General features: G+C 70.2%; 17 protein-coding genes. 9 read left to right on the top strand and 8 right to left on the bottom strand.

What is annotated here, in order from left to right; genetic code table 11:
* The coding region (locus ACFOY6_RS13575; protein WP_379651219.1) for a proline dehydrogenase family protein at positions 1-1835 on the bottom strand (1835 nt) is incomplete at its 3' end.
* A gap of 140 nt (positions 1836-1975) precedes the next feature.
* Between ACFOY6_RS13575 and ACFOY6_RS13580 the strand changes: the two genes are divergently transcribed.
* Together ACFOY6_RS13580 and ACFOY6_RS13585 are read left to right on the top strand one after the other, a co-directional pair.
* On the top strand, positions 1976-2431 hold the full coding sequence (locus ACFOY6_RS13580) for an Lrp/AsnC ligand binding domain-containing protein (RefSeq protein WP_109517120.1): 456 nt from the start codon (positions 1976-1978) through the stop codon (positions 2429-2431).
* A gap of 309 nt (positions 2432-2740) precedes the next feature.
* Positions 2741-3709 carry a Bug family tripartite tricarboxylate transporter substrate binding protein gene (locus ACFOY6_RS13585; RefSeq protein ID WP_181378112.1) on the top strand — a complete coding sequence of 323 codons (969 nt, stop codon included), beginning with the start codon at positions 2741-2743 and terminating at the stop codon, positions 3707-3709.
* Positions 3710-3781: 72 nt separating this feature from the next.
* Here ACFOY6_RS13585 and ACFOY6_RS13590 read toward each other — a convergent pair whose 3' ends face one another.
* The gene (locus ACFOY6_RS13590) at positions 3782-4678 is read right to left on the bottom strand and encodes an NAD(P)-dependent oxidoreductase (protein WP_379651222.1); all 897 of its coding nucleotides are present in this window, start codon (positions 4676-4678) and stop codon (positions 3782-3784) included.
* 109 nt (positions 4679-4787) lie between these two features.
* Positions 4788-5822 carry a LacI family DNA-binding transcriptional regulator gene (locus ACFOY6_RS13595; RefSeq protein ID WP_379651224.1) on the bottom strand — a complete coding sequence of 345 codons (1035 nt, stop codon included), beginning with the start codon at positions 5820-5822 and terminating at the stop codon, positions 4788-4790.
* Positions 5823-5889: 67 nt separating this feature from the next.
* Here ACFOY6_RS13595 and ACFOY6_RS13600 point away from each other — a divergent pair, with 67 nt between their 5' ends.
* Positions 5890-6702, top strand: coding sequence for an N-acyl homoserine lactonase family protein (locus ACFOY6_RS13600; protein WP_109517117.1), 813 nt, complete (start codon positions 5890-5892; stop codon positions 6700-6702).
* 27 nt (positions 6703-6729) lie between these two features.
* On the opposite strand, the gene ACFOY6_RS13605 is transcribed toward ACFOY6_RS13600, so the two are convergent.
* Positions 6730-7518: an SDR family NAD(P)-dependent oxidoreductase gene (locus tag ACFOY6_RS13605; protein WP_379651226.1), complete on the bottom strand. Its 789-nt coding sequence runs from the start codon at positions 7516-7518 to the stop codon at positions 6730-6732.
* A 133-nt stretch (positions 7519-7651) separates the two neighbouring features.
* On the opposite strand from ACFOY6_RS13605, the gene ACFOY6_RS13610 reads away from it, so the two are divergent.
* A complete protein-coding gene (locus tag ACFOY6_RS13610) occupies positions 7652-9007 on the top strand; it encodes an MmgE/PrpD family protein (RefSeq protein WP_379651228.1) in 1356 nt (451 codons plus the stop codon).
* A 171-nt stretch (positions 9008-9178) separates the two neighbouring features.
* Positions 9179-11998 carry a bifunctional diguanylate cyclase/phosphodiesterase gene (locus ACFOY6_RS13615; RefSeq protein ID WP_379651230.1) on the top strand — a complete coding sequence of 940 codons (2820 nt, stop codon included), beginning with the start codon at positions 9179-9181 and terminating at the stop codon, positions 11996-11998.
* 17 nt (positions 11999-12015) lie between these two features.
* On the opposite strand, the gene ACFOY6_RS13620 is transcribed toward ACFOY6_RS13615, so the two are convergent.
* Positions 12016-12909, bottom strand: a complete 894-nt coding sequence (locus ACFOY6_RS13620; protein ID WP_109517114.1) for a glycosyltransferase family 2 protein — start codon at positions 12907-12909, stop codon at positions 12016-12018.
* 357 nt (positions 12910-13266) lie between these two features.
* Between ACFOY6_RS13620 and rfbF the strand changes: the two genes are divergently transcribed.
* Genes rfbF through ACFOY6_RS13640 form a run of 4 tightly spaced genes read left to right on the top strand, consistent with a single transcriptional unit; the run spans position 13267 to position 16977 of the window.
* Entirely contained in the window at positions 13267-14043 is a 777-nt protein-coding gene (gene rfbF / locus ACFOY6_RS13625) for a glucose-1-phosphate cytidylyltransferase (protein ID WP_109517113.1), read from the top strand.
* Positions 14044-14047: 4 nt separating this feature from the next.
* Positions 14048-15106 (top strand): NAD-dependent epimerase/dehydratase family protein, encoded by a 1059-nt coding sequence (locus tag ACFOY6_RS13630; protein ID WP_109517112.1) that lies wholly within the window; start codon positions 14048-14050, stop codon positions 15104-15106.
* Positions 15103-15669 (top strand): dTDP-4-dehydrorhamnose 3,5-epimerase, encoded by a 567-nt coding sequence (gene rfbC / locus ACFOY6_RS13635; RefSeq protein ID WP_379637090.1) that lies wholly within the window; start codon positions 15103-15105, stop codon positions 15667-15669. The genes ACFOY6_RS13630 and rfbC overlap by 4 nt, the downstream gene beginning before the upstream one ends.
* A gap of 18 nt (positions 15670-15687) precedes the next feature.
* Positions 15688-16977, top strand: coding sequence for an NAD(P)H-dependent oxidoreductase (locus ACFOY6_RS13640; RefSeq protein ID WP_379651233.1), 1290 nt, complete (start codon positions 15688-15690; stop codon positions 16975-16977).
* Between the two features lie 22 nt (positions 16978-16999).
* Here the strand turns inward: ACFOY6_RS13640 and ACFOY6_RS13645 are convergent, their stop codons facing one another.
* Genes ACFOY6_RS13645 through ACFOY6_RS13655 form a run of 3 tightly spaced genes read right to left on the bottom strand, consistent with a single transcriptional unit; the run spans position 17000 to position 20252 of the window.
* A complete protein-coding gene (locus ACFOY6_RS13645) occupies positions 17000-18328 on the bottom strand; it encodes a hypothetical protein (RefSeq protein ID WP_379651235.1) in 1329 nt (442 codons plus the stop codon).
* Complete coding sequence (locus tag ACFOY6_RS13650; RefSeq protein WP_379651237.1) at positions 18328-19452, bottom strand: glycosyltransferase family 2 protein; 1125 nt, start codon at positions 19450-19452, stop codon at positions 18328-18330. The genes ACFOY6_RS13645 and ACFOY6_RS13650 overlap by 1 nt, the downstream gene beginning before the upstream one ends.
* Before the next feature lie 50 nt (positions 19453-19502).
* Positions 19503-20252, bottom strand: coding sequence for an HAD family hydrolase (locus ACFOY6_RS13655; RefSeq protein WP_109517108.1), 750 nt, complete (start codon positions 20250-20252; stop codon positions 19503-19505).
* Positions 20253-20261 lie beyond the last annotated feature (9 nt).

Below are 20261 nucleotides of genomic sequence, written 5' to 3' on the forward strand. Positions count from 1 at the left end.
CGGGCCAGGGCGGCGTCCACCGCGGCCGGCGTCGCCTCGGCCACATGGCCCACCACGTCCCGCCCATCGGCGGGGTTGCGCACGGGGCGCGGCGGGGCGGCCTCAGGCCCTTCAGCGGGCGGCATCGGCGCGGCCCGCAACGGCGCCGTGCCCGCGCGCAGCGTGCCGGCCAGCGCGGCCAGGCTGTGCTCGTCCGAGAGGTCGAGCCCGGCGGAATTGCGCCGCGCCGCGCCGAACAGGTCCGGCGGCGCCGCGATGCCGTCATGCGGCCGGCCGGGCGGGACGAGGGCGGCGGCGGCCGCGACAGGGTCCGCCGCCAGCGCCTCCACCGGCACGCGGGCGTCGTGGATGCGGTTCACGAAGGAGCTGTTGGCGCCGTTCTCCAGCAGCCGGCGCACCAGATAGGCCAGCAGCGTCTCATGCGTGCCGACCGGCGCGTAGATGCGGCAGGGCCGGTCCAGCTTCGCCGGGCCGACCACCTCCTCGTAGAGCGGCTCGCCCATGCCATGCAGGCACTGGAACTCGTACTGGCCCGGCCGGTAGCGCTCCGGCCCGGCCATGGCGTGGATGGCGGCCAGCGTCCGCGCATTGTGCGTGGCGAATTGCGGGAACACCGCCTCCGGCGCGTCCAGCAGCCGCCGCGCGCAGGCGAGGAAGGAGACATCCGTGTGGATCTTGCGGGTGAAGACGGGGAAGCTCGCCAGCCCGTCCTGCTGGGCGCGCTTGATCTCGCTGTCCCAGTAGGCGCCCTTGACCAGCCGCACCATCATCCGCCGCCCCGTGCGCCGCGCGAGGTCGATGACGAAGTCGATCACGTAGGGCGCGCGGCGCTGGTAGGCCTGCACCACGAAGCCGACGCCGTCCCATCCCGCCAGCCTCTCGTCGTGGCAGAGCGCCTCGAGCAGGTCGAGCGACAGCTCCAGCCGGTCCGCCTCCTCGGCGTCGATGTTGAGGCCGATGTCGTAGCGCCGCGCCAGCACGGCCAGCCCCGCCACGCGCGGCAGCAGCTCCGCCATCACCCGCCCGCGCTGCGCGCGGCTGTAGCGGGGGTGCAGCGCCGAGAGCTTGATGGAGATGCCCGGCCCCTCCTGGATGCCGCGCCCGGCCGAGGCCCGGCCGATGGCATGGATGGCGGCCTCGTAGTCGCGCAGGTAGCGGGCGGCGTCCTCCGCCGTCGCCGCCGCCTCGCCCAGCATGTCGTAGGAGTAGCGGAAGCCCTGCCGCTCCCGCGCCCGGCTGTTGGCCAGCGCCTCGGCGATGGTCTGGCCGGTGACGAACTGCTCGCCGAGCATCCGCATGGCGAGATCGACGCCGCGCCGGATGGCCGGCTCGCCGGCGCGGCGGAGCAGCCGGGTCAGGCTGGCGCCGAGCCCCGCCTCGCCCTCCGGCGCGGCCAGCCGGCCCGTCACCACCAGCCCCCAGGTGACGGCGTTGACGAAGAGCGAGCCGGAATGGCCGAGATGCCCCCGCCAGTCGCCGCCGGCGATCTTGTCGCGGATCAGCGCGTCCCGCGTGGCGGTGTCAGGGATGCGCAGCAGCGCCTCGGCCAGGCACATCAGTGCCACGCCCTCCTGGCTGGAGAGCGAGAATTCCTGCATCAGCGCCTCCACCCCGCCCTGGCGCGGCTTGCCGCGCAGGGCCTGCACCAGGCGCCGCGCCAGGGCGGCGGCCTGTTCCTCCTGCGCCGGCGGCAGGGCGGCGGCGGCCAGCAGGGGCGGCAGGCATTCCGTCTCCGGCCGCCGGTAGGCGGCGGTGACAGCGTCACGCATCGGCCCCTGCGTGGGGAGCCCCTCCGCCAGGGCGAGGAAGGGTGTTGGCAGGGATTCAGCGCTCATCATGCGGTCTTTCGGCAGCACAGGGCCCGGGAGCCGGAGGAGCCGATCCTACCGCCGCGTTGGGTTGATCGACACGCGGCTTTCGGCGATTGGGCAGCATGATCGGCGCCACGGAGCCGGGTTGATAGTGAAAGCTTCGGATGATGGACCGTACGGACCGCATGATCCTTTCCGTTCTCCAGCGCGAGGGCCGGATCACGAATCTGGAACTGGCCGAGCGGATCGGCCTCTCCCCCACCGCCACCAGCGAGCGGATGCGGCGGCTGCTGAAGGAGGGCGTCGTCACCGGCTTCGGGGCGCGGCTGGATCCGCACCGGCTCGGCTTCGGCCTGCTCGTCTTCGTCGAGGTGCTGCTCGACAAGACGACGCCGGATGTCTTCACCCGCTTCGCCGCGGCGGTGAACCGGGCGCCGGAGGTGCTGGAATGCCACATGGTGGCCGGCGGCTTCGACTACCTGGTGAAGACGCGGGTGCAGGACATGGCGGCCTACCGGCGCTTCCTGGGGGATGTCCTGCTGGCCCTGCCCGGCGTGCGGGAGACACGCACCTATGCCGTGATGGAAGAGGTGAAGAGCGACGGCCCGCTGCCGCTCTGAGCGGGGCCGGAGCCGCCCGTTCCGGCCGGATGATTCCACCGGCCGTTCCCCCTGCTGCGCGTGCCACGCCGGGCGGGGCTACGGCCAGGCCGTAAGGATGGGTGGCGCGCCTCTGGCTGCGAATATCGCCCGGGCCGGCCGCCGCGGGGCGGCGATCGCCCGCCGGCCCGCAGGATGGCGCCGCTCTCCCCCGGCTCCCCGGCCCCGCCTCTGGAGGCGTGTGGTATCGATAACAAAAATTCTTGTCCGACAATCTGGTTCTGCGCGAGGATGGCGCCAAGCAAGACCCACCGCGCGAGGAACGATCCCATGGCTCCCATCAGCCGCCGCACCCTGCTGGGGGCGGCCGCGGCCCTGCCGCTGGCCGCCCCCGCCCTGGCCGCCTATCCGGAACAGCCGGTGCGCGTCGTCGTGCCCTGGAATGCGGGAGGGCTGGCGGATGTGCTGATCCGCATTCTGGCGCAGCCGCTCTCCGCCGCGCTGGGCCAGAGCGTGGTGATCGAGAACCGCCCCGGCGCCAATGGCGCGGTGGGCACCCAGGCCGTGGCCCGCGCCGCGCCCGACGGGCACACGCTGATCCTGGCCAATGCCGAGACGCACGCGATCAACCCGCTCATCTACCCGAGGCTGGCCTACAACGCGGTGTCGGATTTCACGCCCGTCACGCTGTTCGCGCGCGGGCCCTTCGCGCTGATCCTGCGGCCGGGGCTGGGGGCGGAGGATCTCGCCGGCTTCCTCGGGCTGGTGCGGTCCAGGCCGGGGCAGGTCAGCTTCGCCTCCTGGGGCATCGGCAGCACCTCCCATCTGGCGATGGAGGCGCTGGCCCAGCAGGCGGGGCTGCAGATGCTGCATGTGCCGTTCACCGGCGCCGCGCCCGCCAGCACCGCCGTGTTCGGCGGGCAGGTGGACTGCATGTTCCTCAATGCCGGCCCGGCCGAGGCGCTGGCGCGCGACGGCAAGGCGCGCATCCTGGCGCTCGGCGCGGCGGAGCGGCTCGATCTGCTGCCGAACACGCCCACCATGATCGAGCTCGGCGTGCCGGTGGAGAGCGGAAACTGGTTCGGCCTGCTCGGCCCGGCGCGTATGCCCGCCTCCATCGCCCAGCGCCTCGCCACGGTGATGGCCGAGGCGCTGGCCGCGCCCGCGCTGCGCGCGGCGTTCCGCGGCCAGGCCGCCATCCCCGCTGCCACCTCGCCGGAGGAGACGGGCCGGTTCATCGCGCAGGACGCGGCGCGCTGGGCCTCGGTGGTGCGCGACCTGAACATCCGGCTGGAATGAGGGCCCGCCCGGCCGGGGAGGGAACCCTCCCTGGCTACCCTCCCTGGCACCTTGATCCTGGCCGGCGCCGCCTCAGCGGGCGCGCACCTCCACCCCCGCCCACTGCTCCACAACCTTGACGATGGAGGTGAAGTCGCTCTCCGCCCCGAAGGAGGCGCTGGTCACGGCCAGCATCTGCCGCACCGCGCTGCCCACCACCATCGGCACGCCCATCGCCTCCGCCTCGTCCACGCAGAGCCGCACATCCTTGTGCGAGAGCCCCGTGGCGAAGCCGAAGTCGAAGCTGCGGGGGATGACGGCGCGGGGGAACTTGTCCTGCGTCGCGCTGTTGCGGCCGCTGCTGGCGTTGATCACCTCGCACATCAGGGCCGGGTCCAGCCCGGCCTTCACGCCCATGACGATGGCCTCCGAGGAGATCGCCAGGGCGGCGGCGGCGAGGAGGTTGTTGCACAGCTTCATCACCTGCGCCTGGCCGGCCTCCTCCCCGCAGAAGAAGGGCCGCCCCAGCACCCGCAGCACCGGCTCCAGCGCCGCGAATTCGGCGCGGGGGCCCGAGACCATCAGCGCCAGCGTGCCCTGCTCGGCGCCGGTGATGCCGCCGCTCACCGGCGCGTCGAGGGCGACGCGGCCCTGCGCGGCGAAGGCGCCGGCCACCTGGCGGGCGATGCGCGGCCCGGTGGTGGACAGGTCGATGAAGCGCCGCGCCCTCTGGCCGTGCAGCAGCCCCTGCGGGCCCAGCCCCACCGCCTGCACCGCCTCCGGCGTCGGCAGGCTGCCCAGCACGATGTCCGACTGGTCGGCCAGCGCGGCGGGGGTGGCGGCGCGGCGCGCGCCCCGGGCCAGCAGCGGCGCCAGCGCCGTCTCCGCCGTGTCGCACACCACCAGCGGATACCCGGCCTCCAGCAGGCGCAGCGCCATGCGGCTGCCCATCTGCCCCAGCCCGACAAAGCCCAGAACCGGCTTCGACATCCTGCGTCCTCCCTGGGCCGTGCCGGCCCCTGGTCCGGGTCTAGGCAGCGTCCGGGCAGCGCACAAGCCGAATCATGATACCGATATCATCAAAACCGCCATCTCTGGTTCAGGTGCTGGCGCGCTGGATGATCTCGAAGCGCAGATCCACCCGCACCGGCCCGGCCGACCGGCCCTGGATGCGGTCGAGCAGGATCTCCGCCGCGCGGCGGCCGATCTCGGCGCGCGGCAGGCGCAGGGTGGTGATGGGTGGCACCATCTGGCCCAGGATCTCGATGTTGTCGAAGGCGGCGATGCCGACGCGGCCTGGCACCGCCCAGCCGCGCCGCTGGCACTCGAACAGGGCGCCGACCGCCAGCACGTCGCCGGCGAAGAAGATGGCATCGGCCGGCACCGGACCCTCCGCCAGCCGCACCACCGCCTCGGCGCCGGAGGGCAGGCCGGGCGGCATTTCCAGCATCAGCCGCGGCTCCGGCGGCAGCCCGGCCTCGGCCAACGCGGCACGGTAGCCGCTCTGGCGCGCCAGGGCGCGGTTGTTGCCGGCCGCCGGCAGGCTGACGAAGCCGATGCGCCGGTAGCCCAGCCGGTGCAGGTGCAGCGTCATGGCGCGCGAGGCCTCGTGGTTGGAGTAGCTCACCACCATGTCGAGCGGCTTTGGCGTCAGCGTGCCCGTCTCCACGACGGGGATGCCGGCGCGGCGTATCATGGCCCGTGCCGCCGCGGTGTGGCGGGTGTTGTGCAGCACCAGCCCCGCCACGCGCTGCGCCAGGAAGGCGGTGACCAGCGCCTCCTCCTCGGCGTCGCTGCCGCCGCAATCGGCGACCATGAGCTGATACCCGTTGCGCCGCAGCACCTCCGAGATGCCCTGGATGGTCGGCGCGAACAGCGAGTTCTCCAGGCTCGGCACGATCAGCCCGATGACCCGCGAATGCCGGGAGGAGAGGCTGCCCGCCAGCCGGTTCGGCACGTAGCCCGCGGCCTCGATCGCCGCCATCACGCGCTGGCGCACCTCAGCGGAGACCTTGCCGGGGTCGCTCAACACGCGGGAGACGGTCATGGTGGAGACGCCGGCGCGCTGCGCCACGTCCCGCATCCGCACCCCGCCCGGGGGCGGCCCGGCGGGATCGCCGCCATCATCCGGCACGGCGCAGCGCCCCGGCCTGTGTCATCGCCCGGCGATCTCCGGCCGGGCAGGGAAGGAACGACCAGCAATGGCTGAGCATGACGAAGACACCTACGAGATCCATGCCGTCAAATACGCGCGGCACGACCGGCCCGCGCATGAGAACTTCTTCGGCGGCGACCCGCATGACAACGCGCCGATGCCGCTCGACTATTTCGTCTGGGCGGTGGTCGGCCGCAAGCGCAGCTTCGTGCTGGACACCGGCTTCAGCGCCGAGGTGGCGGCGCGGCGCGGGCGGCGGCTGCTCTGCACCCCGGCCGAGGGGCTGCGGCGCATCGGCATCGAGGCCGGCGGCGTGGCCGATGTCGTGCTCTCCCACATGCACTACGACCATGCCGGCAACCACGACATGTTCCCCGCCGCCCGCTACCACATCCAGGACCGTGAGATGGCCTACTGCACCGGGCGCTGCATGTGCCACGGCCTGCTGCGCGCGCCCTTCGAGGCTGCGGACGTGAAGGCGATGGTGGACCGCGTCTTCACCGGCCGCGCCAGTTTCCATGACGGCAGCGTGGAGCTGGCGCCCGGCATCAGCCTGCACCATGTCGGCGGGCATTCGCTGGGGCTGCAGGTGATGCGCGTGCGCACGCGGCGCGGCTGGGTGGTGCTGGCCTCCGATGCCACGCATTTCTACGCCAACCTCCAGCAACGCCGGCCTTTCCCCATCGTCGCCGACGTGGCGCAGATGCTGGAGGGCTACGACACGCTGCACCGCCTGGCCAGCTCGCCCGACCACATCATCCCCGGCCACGACCCCCTGGTGCTGGAGCGCTACCCGGCCTCCGCACCGGGGCTGGAGGGGATGGTGGCCCGGCTGGACGCCGTGCCCCGCCCGGCATAGCGGGGCGCGGGCGGCTGGTCGCGCGCTTCATGTGGCGGACCAGCCGCCATCCACCGGCAGGGCTGCGCCGGTCAGGTCGCGGCCCGCCTCGCTGCAGAGGAAGGCGACCAGCCCGGCCACCGCCTCGGCGGCGATGAAGCGGCCGCTCGGCTGCTTGCCGGCCAGGATGTGGCTGGACGCCGCGGCCCGGTCCAGGGCGCCGCCGGCCATGGCGGCGCGAATGCGCTCCTCGATGCCCGGGGTCAGCGTGGTGCCGGGGCAGAGGGCGTTGCAGGTGATGCCCTGCCGCGCCGTCTCCAGCGCCACGGCGCGGGTGAGGCCGATCAGCGCCGTCTTGGTGGCGACATAGCCGGCACGGTCTGTGGCGCCGACCAGCCCGTAGATCGAGGACATGTTGACGATCCGGCCCCAGCCCTGTGCCCGCATCCCCGGCAGGGCGAGGCGGATGGTATGGAAGGCGGCGGTGAGGTTCACCGCCAGATCCGCCTCCCAATCCTCCGGCGGCATCGCCTCGATCGGGGCGAAATGCCGGGTCGCCGCGTTGTTGACGAGGATGTCGACTTCGCCCGCCGCGGCCATCATGGCGGCGATGGCGGCGGCGTCGGCCAGGTCCGCGCGGTGGTAACGCACGGCCACGCCGTGCCGCCGGGAAAGGCCGCCGCACAGCTCCGCCGCCGGCCCTTCCGCGAGCAGGCCGTGCAGGACGATGTCGCATCCCATGGCCGCCAGGGCATCGGCCACGGCCAGGCCCAGCCCGCCGGTCGAGCCGGTGACGAGGGCGCGGCGCCGGCCGGTGCCTGCGCCGTCCTGTTGCACGCGCTGCCGCAATTGACCGTGCCTCCCGGATGGTCCAGGCTTGATATCGGTAACACAAGCCGAGGGCAAGCCGGGGAGAGCGCGGGAAGGGCCTGCGCCTCCCGGCGGCGCGGCCCGCAGCGGGGGGATCATCATGGGTGGAGACGGGCACGCTCCCTATGCCGGCGAGATCCTCGGCCGGTTCATCGCGGCCTCGCGCTGGGAGGAGATTCCCGCCTCGCTGCGGCATGAGGGCCGGCGTGCCCTGCTGAACTTCTTCGGCGGCGCGCTGGGCGTGGCGCGTGACCCGGCGGTGGAGACGGCGCTGCGCGTCATGGCGCCTTTCTCGGGCGGCGGCCATGCTACGGTGATCGGCCGCGCCGAGCGGCTGGACGCGATGGGCGCCGCCTTTGTCAACACCATCGCCGCCAACCTGCTGGATTACGACGACACGCATTTGGAGACGGTGATCCACCCCACCGCCCCCGTGGCGCCGCCGCTGCTGGCCCTGGCCGAGCAGCGCGGCCTGGGCGGCAAGGCGGTGCTGCATGCCTTCCTGCTGGGCGCCGAGGTGGAATGCCGCCTCGGCTGTGCCGTCTCGCCCGGGCATTATGCACGGGGCTGGCACATCACCTCCACCTGCGGCGTGTTCGGCGCGGCGGCGGGCTGCGCCCGGCTGCTGGGGCTGGACGCCGCACAATGCTGGGCGGCGCTCGGCATCGCCGCCAGCCAGTCGGCCGGGCTGGTGGAGAACCTGCCGAGCGCGGCCAAGAATGTCGGCATGGGCAATGCGGCGCGCAACGGCCTGCTGGCCGCGCTCCTGGCCCAGGCCGGCTATGGCGCCGCGCCGGCCGCCATCGAGGGGCCGCTCGGCTGGGCGCGGGCCATGGGCGACGCCCCCGATCTCCGCCGCGTCACCGGGGGGCTCGGCACCCGCTGGGAATTCGCGCGCAACACCTACAAGCCCTACCCGAGCGGCATCGTCTTCCACGCCGTCATCGATGCCTGCCTGGCGCTGCGCGTGCCGGGGGAGGCGATCGCCGAGGTGGTGGTGGCCGGGAACCAGCTCCTGCTCGACCGCGGCGACCGGCCCGTGCGGAACGAGCGCGACGCGCGGGTGAGCATCCACCACACCGCGGCGGTGGTGCTGGCGCGGGGCGAGGCCGGGCCGGCGGCGTTCTCCCTCGCGGCGGTGCGGGACCCCGCCGTGGCGGCGCTGCGCGGCAGGGTGCGGGCGGTGCTGGACGACGGGCTGCCGCGCGGCGCGGCGCGTGTCACGCTGCGCACCGGCGGCGGGGAGGAGCGCAGCATCACCGTGACGGCACCGCGCGGCAGCGAGGGGCAGCCGCTCACGGATGCGGAGCTGGAGGCGAAGTACCGCGCCAACGCCAGCCTGGCCGGCATGGCGGCACGGGCGGAGGAGCAGATCGGGCTGCTCTGGTCGCTGGAGGACAACCCCGATATGGCTGGGTTGATGCGCGGCTTCGCGGCGGCCGCCTCGCCCGGATGACGGCGCCTCCGCGGCGGTCCGGGCGCGTCCTGCCGCGCTGGCCGGCCGCCAGAGCCACGGGCGCGGCGGGCGGGGAAGGCCAGGGGGTGGTTGCTTTTGCCCGCCGCCCTCCACTATTCTCACGTTCCGGTGATAGGCCGTGTGGCGTTTCAGGTGACGGACGGATTGTCGATGACCACCTCGGCCCTGCGTCACGCCTCGGCTCGTGGCGGTATGATGGAAGCGCGCTTCCAGGCGCTGGCGGCGGGGCTGGACGCCTCCCCGCTCGGATGTTGCCTCTTCGGGAGCGACGGGCAGCCCTTTTACCTCAACCGCGCCTTGATCCGGCTGATCGGCGGATCGGAGGACAGCCTCTCCGGCAGCGGGGGGGCTGATAGCCTCGCGGCGCTGGCCGCCTTCCTGGACGAGCCCCTTGCGGCGGTGCTGCGTGCCGGCGGCACCGCCACGCTGGACTGGAAGGGCGGCCCGTCCAGCGCCGATGGCCGGCCGCGGACCTTGCGGCTCTCGCTCAGCCCCGTGGCGGGTGGGCAGGCGGGGGCCAGGGGGGCGCTGTGCGTCGCCAGCGACATCACGCCGCAGAAGGAGACCGAGGAAGCCCTCGGCCTGCTGTTCCGGCAGAACCCGGTGCCGATGTGGGTCTATGACCGGGAAACCCTGCGCTTCCTGGCGGTGAACGATGCGGCCGTGATGGCATATGGCTGGTCGCGCGAGGAGTTCCTGCGCATGACCATCCTGGATATCCGCGAGCCCTCGGAGCGTGAGCAGGTGCGCGCTGCCGTCACGGCGCCCCGCCAGGCCTACCAGATCAGCCAGAACTGGCGGCATGTGGACGCCAAGGGCAGCGAGCGCATCGTCGATGTCCTCTCGCACCTTCTCGTCTTCGCCGGGCGGGACGCCGTGCTGGTCACGATCTGGGACGTGACGGACCGCGTCCGTGTGGAGGAGGCGCTGCGCGAGAGCGAGGAGAATCATCGGCACGCGATCGAGCTCAGCCCGCAGATCGCCTGGGTCGCCGACGAGAAGGGGGCGCTGATCACCATCAGCCCGCGCTGGAGCCGCCTGCTGGCCATGACGGAGGACGAGGTCCTGGAGATGGGCCGGCTCTCGGTGGTGCACCCCGATGACAGGGCGGAGGTGCTGCGGCACTGGAGGCGCTCTCTCGTCAGCGGCGAGCCGGTCGACCTGGAAGCCCGGTTCCGTCTGGCGGACGGGGAATATCGCTGGTTCCGTTCCCGGGCCACGGCGCGCCGCGACGCGGCGGGGCGGATTATCCGCTGGTACGGGATGGATGAAGACATCCACGACCACAGGCTGGCGCTGGAGGCGCTGCGGGAAAGCGAGGAATTCGCCCGCGGGGTCGTCGAGAGCAGTGTGGTCTGCATCAAGGTGCTCGATCTCTCCGGCCGGCTCCTGTTCATGAACAAGGCCGGGGAAACGCTCATGGAGATCGAGGATTCCAGCCGCCTGCACGGGAAGGACTGGCTGGCCGCGCTGCCCGCCGAGATGGCGGCCAAGGCCCGCCAGGCGGTCGAGGCCGCGCGGGCCGGCGATGCCGGCAACTTCACCGGCTTCTGCCCCACCGTCCGCGGCAGGCCCAAATGGTGGGACGTGATCGTCTCGCCCGTGCGCAACGCGGCGGGCGCGGTGGTGCGGTTGCTCGTGGTGTCGCAGGACATCACGGAGAGGCGGCAGGCCGAGCAGCAGATCGCCTACTTGGCCTATCACGACCCGCTGACCGGCCTGCCCAATCGCCGGCTGTTCCAGGAGGACATCAAGCGACTCTTCGCCGAGAAGCAGGACGGGCAGATTCTCGCCCTTTACTACCTCGACCTCGACCACTTCAAAGGCATCAATGATGTGCTGGGCCATACCGCGGGGGATTGCCTGCTGCAGCAGGTGGCCAACCGGCTGGGGGCCGGCCATGGGAAGGGCTGCAAGGTCTACCGTCTCGGCGGCGACGAATTCGCCCTGCTCCAGACGGGGCTGACAACGGCGGAGGAGGCGGCCGGCACGGCCCGGCATCTCCTGGCGCTGCTGGATGAGGACTATAATCTGGAGGGGCAGCTGGTCGCGGCGGGCACCAGCATCGGCCTCGCCCTCGCGCCCGAGCATGGCGAGACACCGGAAAGCCTGATCCGGAACGCCGACATTGCTCTCTATCATGCCAAATCCGGGGGGCGGGGCACCTTCCGCTTCTTCGAGCGGAGCATGGAGGCGGCGGCCCGCCGCAAGCAGATGCTGAAGGCCGGGCTGCGCACCGCCCTGCAGCGCGGCGAGCTTTCCCTGCATTTCCAGCCGCTCGTCGACCTGCGCAGCGGCCGCGTGACCTGCCTGGAGACGCTGCTGCGCTGGCATCACCCGGTGCATGGCCATGTCTCACCGGCCGAGTTCATCCCCCTCGCGGAGGAGAGCGGGCTGATCATCCGGATCGGCGAGTGGATTTTGCGCGGCGCCTGCGCGGAGGCGGCGCAATGGCCCGAGCCGGTGAATGTCGCCATCAACCTGTCGGCGGTGCAGTTCCGCGACCCGGGGCTGCTGTCCACCCTCGCCGAGACGCTGAAGCTGTCCGGGCTGCCCCCCGGGCGGGTGGAGCTGGAGATCACCGAATCGACGCTGCTGCAGGACGACCAGGCCAATATCGCGACGCTTGAGGCGCTGCGGGGCCTGGGCGTGCGCATCGCGCTCGACGATTTCGGGACAGGCTTCTCGTCGCTTGGCTACCTGCTGCGCATTCCGTTCGACAAGATCAAGATCGACCGCTCCTTCATCGCGGGCCTGCCGGGGCGGGTGGAGTCGAACGCCGTCATCAGCGCCGTCGTCAGCATGGGGCGCAGCCTCAGCCTGTCCGTCACGGCCGAGGGCGTGGAGAGCGCCGAGCAGCTTGCGGCGCTGCGGCAGCTCGGCTGCACCGAGGGGCAAGGCTATCTCTTCAGCCGGCCCGTGCCGGCGGCGAAGGTGGCCGCTCTGCTGCGGCAGCCGCCCTTCGCCTAGGCGGGCACGGCCCCGCTTCAGAACGCCCTGATGTAGCGGGTGCGGGCCCGCTCCAGCACGGAGAGCGTCCGCACCAGCGGCGCCACGGCGGGGACGCGATACTTGCAGTACATGAGCGACTGGATCGCGTTGCGCCGCAGGACCCGGCTGCGGCAGGCGCGCCAGATCTCCGGCGGAAGACGTTCGCGCAGCACCCGCGTCATCGGCAGATGCGGCATCCAGCGGTGCAGCCGGCGCGGCTGGCGGCGCACCAGAGTGCGATGATAGTGGTCGTCGTCGTGATCCTCGCGCGTCAGCAGCACTTCCGGCAGCTCGAGATGATCGCCTTCGAGCAGGTTCAGCGCCATGACGATCCAGTCATAGCCGAAGACGTCGATATCCTCGGGAAAGGACCGCTTCAGCGCCTCCGTGCGGTACACGCCATAGAAGCGGGAGACCTCGCCCGGATCCCAGAAGAAGCCGCGCAGGCGCTCGGCCGCGGTGCCCTGCAGCGCGAAGGTGCCGTTCGACATCTCCCGGCGCCCGGCCGGAGTGACCATGGCGACGCGCGAGGTACTGGCCACGGCGTTGGGGTGGCGCTGCAGATTCTCCAGGTTCTTCTGGATGAACTCCGGCGCCCAGACGTCGTCATGGCACGCCCAGAGGAAGTAGGGGGTCTTGGCCTGCATCAGCACGAAGCGGAAATTCCCGCAGATGCCGAGATTCTCCTTCTGCTCATGCAGCACGACGCGGCTGTCTTGCCGGGCATACTCGCGGCAGATCTCACGCGTTTCGTCGGTCGAGCAGTTGTCGGAGATGACGAGTTTGATGTTCCGGTGAGTCTGCGACAATAATGAGTCAATCGCGGTCCTGATCTGCTGCCCGCCGTTTCGAACAGGCATGCCAATCGTAACCTGCGTGTCTTCAGTCATGCTGCTCAATTCCTTGTCCGGCTTTCACGCCTAAACGCTTGGCTAGCCGATCGGCCCATTCCGAGGGTCTAAATTTTTTAAAATCTATTCCAAAAAACAAGCAGAAACAGAACAAATTTATGAGATCATCATTTGTAAGGATGATTGCTCGATTTTCATGCGGGATTGAGCGCCGGGGAGGATACGCAGGACAAGGGAAGGTTGTTTCGGTACTAAAATAACAATCTCGTACTGACTATTTGGTGATGTTCGTTCTCTCTATGCAAACTCGGTCTCATAAATCACACTGAGGCTATGTCTTGGGACAATTCGTCCCGGGATTTTCAAATGCCGCCCCAGCAGCGAGGGTTCTGAGATATGAAGGCAGTCATCTTGGCCGGTGGACTGGGAACCCGCCTTGCCGAGGAAACCTCGGTCCGCCCGAAGCCCATGGTTGAGATCGGCGGCCGGCCTATCCTTTGGCACATCATGAAAATATACAGCGCCCATGGCATCAACGATTTTGTTGTGTGCCTGGGATATCGCGGGAATGTCATCAAAGAGTATTTTAAAAACTACTTCATGTACATGTCGGACGTCACGTTCGATCTGGAAAAGAACACCATGGAGGTCCACAACGCCCGCGCCGAGAACTGGCGTGTGACGCTGGTGGACACGGGCGAGGACAGCATGACGGGCGGCCGCATCAAGCGTGTCATGCCCTACCTGAAGGATGAGGAAGCTTTCTGCCTCACCTATGGCGACGGCGTCGGCAACATCGACATCACGGCCACCATCGCCCTGCACAAGGCGGAAGGCCGGCTGGCGACGATGACCGCGACCCAGCCTGCCGGCCGCTTCGGCGCGCTGCAGATCGAGGGCAAGCAGGTCACCGCCTTCAAGGAGAAGATCCAGGGCGATGGCGGCTGGATCAATGGCGGCTTCTTCGTGCTCAGCCCGAAGGTCGGCGACTATATCGAGGGCGATTCCACCGTCTGGGAAGACCAGCCGATCGAGCGCCTCTGCGCCGATGGGCAGATGACGGTCTACCAGCACCACGGCTTCTGGCATCCGATGGACACCATCCGCGACCGGAGCCATCTCGAGGGGCTGTGGACTTCCGGCAAGGCGCCGTGGCGCGTTTGGGGGTGCTGAAACCATGCGTATCCTGATCACCGGTAATATGGGCTATGTCGGCCCCGTCGTCGTCCGCCACCTGCGCCAGGTGTTCCCGCAGGCGCACCTGGTCGGCTACGACCGCGGCTGGTTCGGCCACTGCCTGACCACGAACGACCCGCTGCCCGAGACCCTGCTGGATGAGCAGAAGTTCGGCGACGTGCGCGAGATCGGCGTCGAGGAGCTGCGCGGCTTCGACGCGGTGGTGCACCTGGCCGCCATCTCGAACGACCCGATGGGCCAGCGCTTCGAGGCGGTGACGGACGCGATCAACCATCGCGCCAGCGTCGATGTCGCCAAGGCCGCGGCCGAGGCGGGGGTCAAGCGCTTCGTCTTCGCCTCCAGCTGCAGCGTCTACGGCTTCGCCGCCGATGGCCGCGCCCGCGTCGAGGAGGATCAGCTCAACCCGCTGACCGCCTATGCGCGCTCCAAGATCGACACCGAGACCTCGCTGCGCGCGCTCGACAACAGCGGCATGGTGGTCTCCTGCCTGCGCTTCGCGACGGCCTGCGGCATGTCGCCGCGCCTGCGCCTCGACCTGGTGCTGAACGACTTCGTCGCCGGCGCCCTGGCCAATGGCGAGGTGAGCGTGCTCAGCGACGGCACGCCCTGGCGGCCGCTGATCCATGTCCGCGACATGGCGCGCGCCATCGAGTGGGCGATCATCCGCGCGCCGGAGAATGGCGGCAACTTCCTCACCGTCAATGTCGGCACCGAGCGCTGGAACTACCAGGTGCGCGACCTGGCCGAGGCGGTGGGCCGCGCCATGCCGGAGGCCACGGTGTCCATCGCCACCTCGGCGCCGCCGGACAAGCGTTCCTACAAGGTGGATTTCTCGCTCTTCGCCAGGCTGGCGCCGGAGCACCAGCCGCAGGAGACGCTCGACGGCGCCATCGCCGAGCTGCGCGACGAGCTGAAGGCGCAGGGCTTCGCCGACCGAAACTACCGGAAGTCGGGCGCGATCCGCCTGGTGACGCTGGAGAAGCTGATCGCCTCCGGCACGGTGGACAACAACCTCGAACCGCAGAAGGCGGTGGCATGAAGTTCCACAAGACCCCGCTCCAGGACGCGTATGTGATCGAGATGGAGCCGCGCGCCGATGAGCGCGGCTTCTTCGCCCGCGCCTTCTGTGAGCAGGAATTCGCCGAAGCCGGCCTCGTCAGCCGCTACGCGCAGGTCAACAACTCCTTCAACCCCCGCAAGGGGACGCTGCGCGGCATGCATTACCAGCTGCCGCCCGCGGCGGAGGTGAAGCTGGTGCGCTGCCTGCGCGGCGCGCTCTACGATGTCATCGTCGACATGCGGCCGGATTCCGCCAGCTACGGCAAGCATTTCGGCATCGAGCTGAACGACGAGAACCGCAAGATGCTGTACGTGCCGCGCGGCTTCGCGCATGGCTTCGTCACGCTGCGGGACGACACCGAGGCCTTCTACATGGTCAGCGATGCCTACATGCCCGGCGGCGAGCGCGGCCTGCGCTACGACGACCCGCATCTCGGCATCGACTGGCCGATCCAGCCCGAGCTGGTCTCGGAGAAGGACCGCAGCTGGCCGCTTTTCGACGCCGGGTTCCATGCCGTCGAGCAACTGCGCGGCGTGCGCTGAGCCGGCCGGAGACGCATCATGATCTATGACACGCTGCTGAAGGCCCGCGCGGCGGAAGGCAAGCCGGTTCGCGTCGGCATGTTCGGCGCCGGCTTCATGGCCAAGGGCATCACCAACCAGATCGTCAACTCCGTGCCCGGCATGGAGCTGGCGGTGATCTGCAACCGCAACATCGAGCGCGCCCGGCAGGCCTTCGAGATCGCCGGCGTGACCGACATCGCGGTGGTGGAGACGGATGCCGCGCTGGCCGAGGCGGTCGCCCAGGGCCGCGCCGCCATCACCAGCGATCCGCTGCTGCTCTGCCGCTCGCCGGCGCTGGAATGCCTGGTGGATGCGACGGGTGCCATCGAGTACGGCGCCATGGTGACCATGGCGGCGATCGAGAACCGCAAGCACATGGTCTCGATGAACGCCGAGCTGGACGGCACGGTCGGCCCGCTGCTGAAGAAGAAGGCGGACGCCGCCGGCATCATCTTCACCGGCGCCGATGGCGACCAGCCCGGCGTGCAGATGAACCTGTTCCGCTTCGTCAAGTCGATCGGGCTGACGCCGCTGGTCTGCGGGAACATCAAGGGCCTGCAGGACCCCTATCGCAACCCGACGACGCAGGAAGGCTTCGCCAAGCAGTGGGGGCAGGACCCCTACATGGTGACCAGCTTCGCCGACGGCACCAAGATCAGCTTCGAGCAGGCCATCGTCGCCAATGCCACGGGCATGACGGTGAACCAGCGCGGCATGATCGGGCGCGACCACCGCGGCCATGTCGACGAGCTGACCCAGCTCTACGACGTGGACATGCTGAAGGAGAAGGGCGGCATCGTCGACTACGTGGTCGGCAGCAAGCCCGGCCCCGGCATCTACGTGCTGGCCACGCATGACGACCCGAAGCAGCAGCACTACCTGAACCTGTACAAGCTGGGCACCGGCCCGCTCTACAGCTTCTACACCCCGTATCACCTCTGCCATTTCGAGATCCCGATCTCGGTGGCCCGCGTGGTGCTGTGCAACGACGCCGTGCTGCAGCCGATCGACGGCCCGCGCGTCGAGGTGGTGGCGACCGCCAAGAAGGACCTGAAGGCCGGCGAGGAGATCGACGCGCTCGGCGGCTACATGACCTACGGCCAGTGCGAGACCTACGAGATCTCGCGCCGGGAGACGCTGCTGCCCATGGGCCTGGCCCAGGGCTGCCGGCTGAAGCGCGACATCGCCAAGGATGCCGTGCTCACCTACGACGATGTGGAGATCCCCCCAGGTCGCCTCATCGACACGCTGCGGGCGGAGCAGGACAGGCTCTTCCCCGTGGCGTGACCCTCGGGCCGCGGGATTCTCCTCAGACCCCTATGGGGGATCCCGCGGGCGAGGAGCCCTGCTCGTGGCGCCGGATGGTGCGGATCATCAGCACCAGGTAGGAAAGCGCCTCGCAGCCATACAGCGCCACATAGCCGCCGATGAACACCTCCACCGTCCAGCCCTGCTGCGCCGTGAGCGCCGCGAAGCCGAGCATGGCGGCCAGGGTGAGCGAGGCCCGGCGGGCCAGAGGCGCCAGGAACCCGGTGGCCGCCAGGAAGGCGCCGCAGAGGGTCTGCACCAGCATCAGCACCAGCATGACGCAGATGGCCACCCGCACCGCCGGCGTGACCACGCCCGCCTGACCGAGCAGCAGGCCGAAGAACTGCTCGCCGAACAGGCCGATGACACCCGCGCCGCCCAGCATCGGCACCAGGCCGAGCACGAAGGCGAGCCGCAGCGTGCGCCACAGCCCGGCCCTGTCCCCCGCGTGCCAGGCACGGGTCTGGTGCGGAAGCAGCGTCTCCGAGACGGTGAGGTAGGCGGTCGTGGCGAAGCGCGTCACCTTGTAGAACATGTCGAAGGCGACGAGGGCCAGCGCGTCCCGGTGCATCAGCGGGATGGCGTAGTAGGGGAAGATGTAGATCAGGAACTCGGAGATGGAGAGCTGCGCCGAGGCGGCGATGCCGCGCAGGTCCTGCCGCAGCACGGAGAAGCCGCGCCGCGCGCGCAGGCCCTGCTGCGCCAGCAGCGGCACGCGCCGCCGCGCCAGCGCGAACAGCACCGCAAGTCCTGCCAGCCACAGCGCCACGAAGGCCAGCGAGTAGGCCATCAGCGGCAGCCCCGCCAGCAGCGCCAGGGTCAGGCCGAACAGCGCCGAGCGGCGGATGAAGTCGATCGTCTCCGTCATCACATAGGCGTCGAAGGCATTGGCGGTGACGCGCAGGATCATCCAGGGCAGCGGCAGGGCGGAGCCGAGGAAGAGCAGCACATAGACCGGCCGGTAGGCCTCCACCCCAAGCCCGGCCGCCCAGACGGCCAGGCCGAAGAGCAGCGTGGCGAGCACTGCGAGAGCGGCGTAGGACCACAGCGCGGCCATGGCGGCGCTGCCCAGATCCTCGCGCGAGGCCTGGCCGGGATGCAGGAAATCCTGCCGCATGCGGCCGAAGAGGCGGATGGAGATGCCGAGATCGGCCTGCAGGATCAGCGAGGCGAAGGCGATGACCGTGGCGAAGAAGGCGTAGTTCTCCAGCCCCACGATTCGCACCAGGCTGTAGGCCAGCAGGAAGCTCCACAGCGTGGCCAGCGCCGTGTTGGCCGATTTCAGCAGAAAGAAGGTGAGCGACTTGCGCACCGCCGCGCTGCGCAGCATCAGCGGCGGCCCATCCAGCGCTCGGCCTGGTCGCGCAGCCGGTGCCGGCCGGCGAAGGCGGTGAACTTGGCGTCGCGTACCCAGCGCATCACCCGCGGCGGCAGCGGCAGCGAGCGCAGCTTGCTCACCTCCGAGACGGCCGAGGCCCCGGGCGCGAGGTCGATCAGCAGGCCTGCCGCCAGGGCGCGGTTGCACCACTCCAGGTCCTCGGCCTCGTCCCAGGCGATGTCGTCGTTCAGCGGGCAGCGCGCGTGCACGTCCTTGCGCACCATGAAGAGACCGCCATCGACATAGGGGTAGCCCTGGTCGTAGAGGTCCAGATACTGCTCCGGCGTGCCGCGGCGCAGGCTGGAGGGCGTCAGCCGCGGTGCGTAGCCGGCCATGCCGCTGTCATGCACGCCGAGGGAGAGATAGTCCTCCATTCCCCCCGCGCCCTGCGACAGCACGCGCGGCGTGATGATCTCGAACTCCTCCGGCACATGCCGCAGCGTGTCGGGCGCCAGGGTAATGCGGCTGTGCATGATGGCCACGCGCGGGCCGCGCAGGGCGCGGATCAGCGCGTTCTTCTTCTGGCAGATCATCACCCGCGGGCCGGGCGGCAGGTCGTGCACGTGGTAGCGGACCTGCGGGTAGCCCTCCAGGCAGCCCGCCGCCCCGGCGGGGCCGCTCACCATGATCTCCCCGCCATTCTCCGGCAGCAGCTCCGGCTGGCGCAGCAGCGAATCGAGGCAGGCGCGCAGGCGCGGCAGCTCCGCCTCCTGGCCGGAGAAGACCACGCCCGCGCCCCACCCGGCCGGGGTGAGGGGGCGCGTGCGCACCATCTCGATCTCGCCCGCGGTCGTGTCGAGCCGCACTGGCGCCGCATCCTGCGCCAGCGCCTTGTAGGTCCATTGCCGGATCAGCTTGAAGGAGACGAAGCGCGGCCAGAGGTCGAAGACATTGGGCGAGCGGTCGCGCACCAGCAGCGTGCCGCCCGGCTCCAGCGCCCAGACCCCGTATTTCAGCGCATGCATCAGCAGGTTGCGGTAGACCAGCCGCTGGGTGTGGATGACGACACGGGAGAGGCCGCGCATCCCCTTGAGGCGGTACAGGTCTTCCCGGCCCGAGACGACGAATTCTGTCATGGCTTCAGCTTTCCGGTTGGTGCGGCGCGGCCTGGGGGAGCCGCCCCTGTTCAGGCTGAGGCGATGATGCCGCGCGCCCAGTCGCGGAAATCGGCGAAGGCGTGGAAGGTGCCGTCCACGCCCTCATGGATCCGCGGCGCGCTGGCGCCGGGGTGCAGCTTCTGGAAGGTGGCGGCGTTCAGCACCTTCTTGCTGGCCACCACGTCGCACTCCGCGTCGCCGATGAACCAGACCCGGTCGCCCGGCTGCAGCTCCAGCTTGGCGGCGGCGATCTCGAAGGGCTTCAGCCCCACCTTGTCGACGCCCGCCTCCTCCGAGGTGACGATGCTGTCGAAGTAGCGGTCGATGCCGAAATAGACGAGCTTGCGGAACTGGATCTGCGCCGTCAGGTCGGTCACCAGCGCCAGCGGCAGCCCGGCGGCGCGCAGCTCGATCAGCGTCTCCTCCGCGCCAGGGTAGAGCCGCGCCGTCGTCATCAGCGTGCGCCAGTAGGTCTGCTCCAGGTCCAGCGCGATCGCCGGCTGGCTGTTCAGGCCCAGCAGCTCGATCATGCGCTGGAAGTAGAGCAGGCGGTTGTGCGAGCTGGCCGTGGCGCCGAGCGTCTTCTTCACCTCCTCGCGGGCCAGGCGGAAAGCGCTGTTGAACTGCGCCGGCACCACCTTGAGCGACCGCTCCACCTTGGAGCGCACCGCCGCCATGGCGCGCTCGTGCGGGCCGGCATACTCGTAGAGCGTGTCGTCGAGGTCGAAGAGGATGGCGCGGGGCTTCTCGCGCAGGGCCTCAGCGTTCAGGATCTTCATCGGTCTTGT

Origin of the sequence: Teichococcus aestuarii (assembly GCF_042651065.1) — a bacterium.
GTDB lineage: Bacteria > Pseudomonadota > Alphaproteobacteria > Acetobacterales > Acetobacteraceae > Pseudoroseomonas > Pseudoroseomonas aestuarii.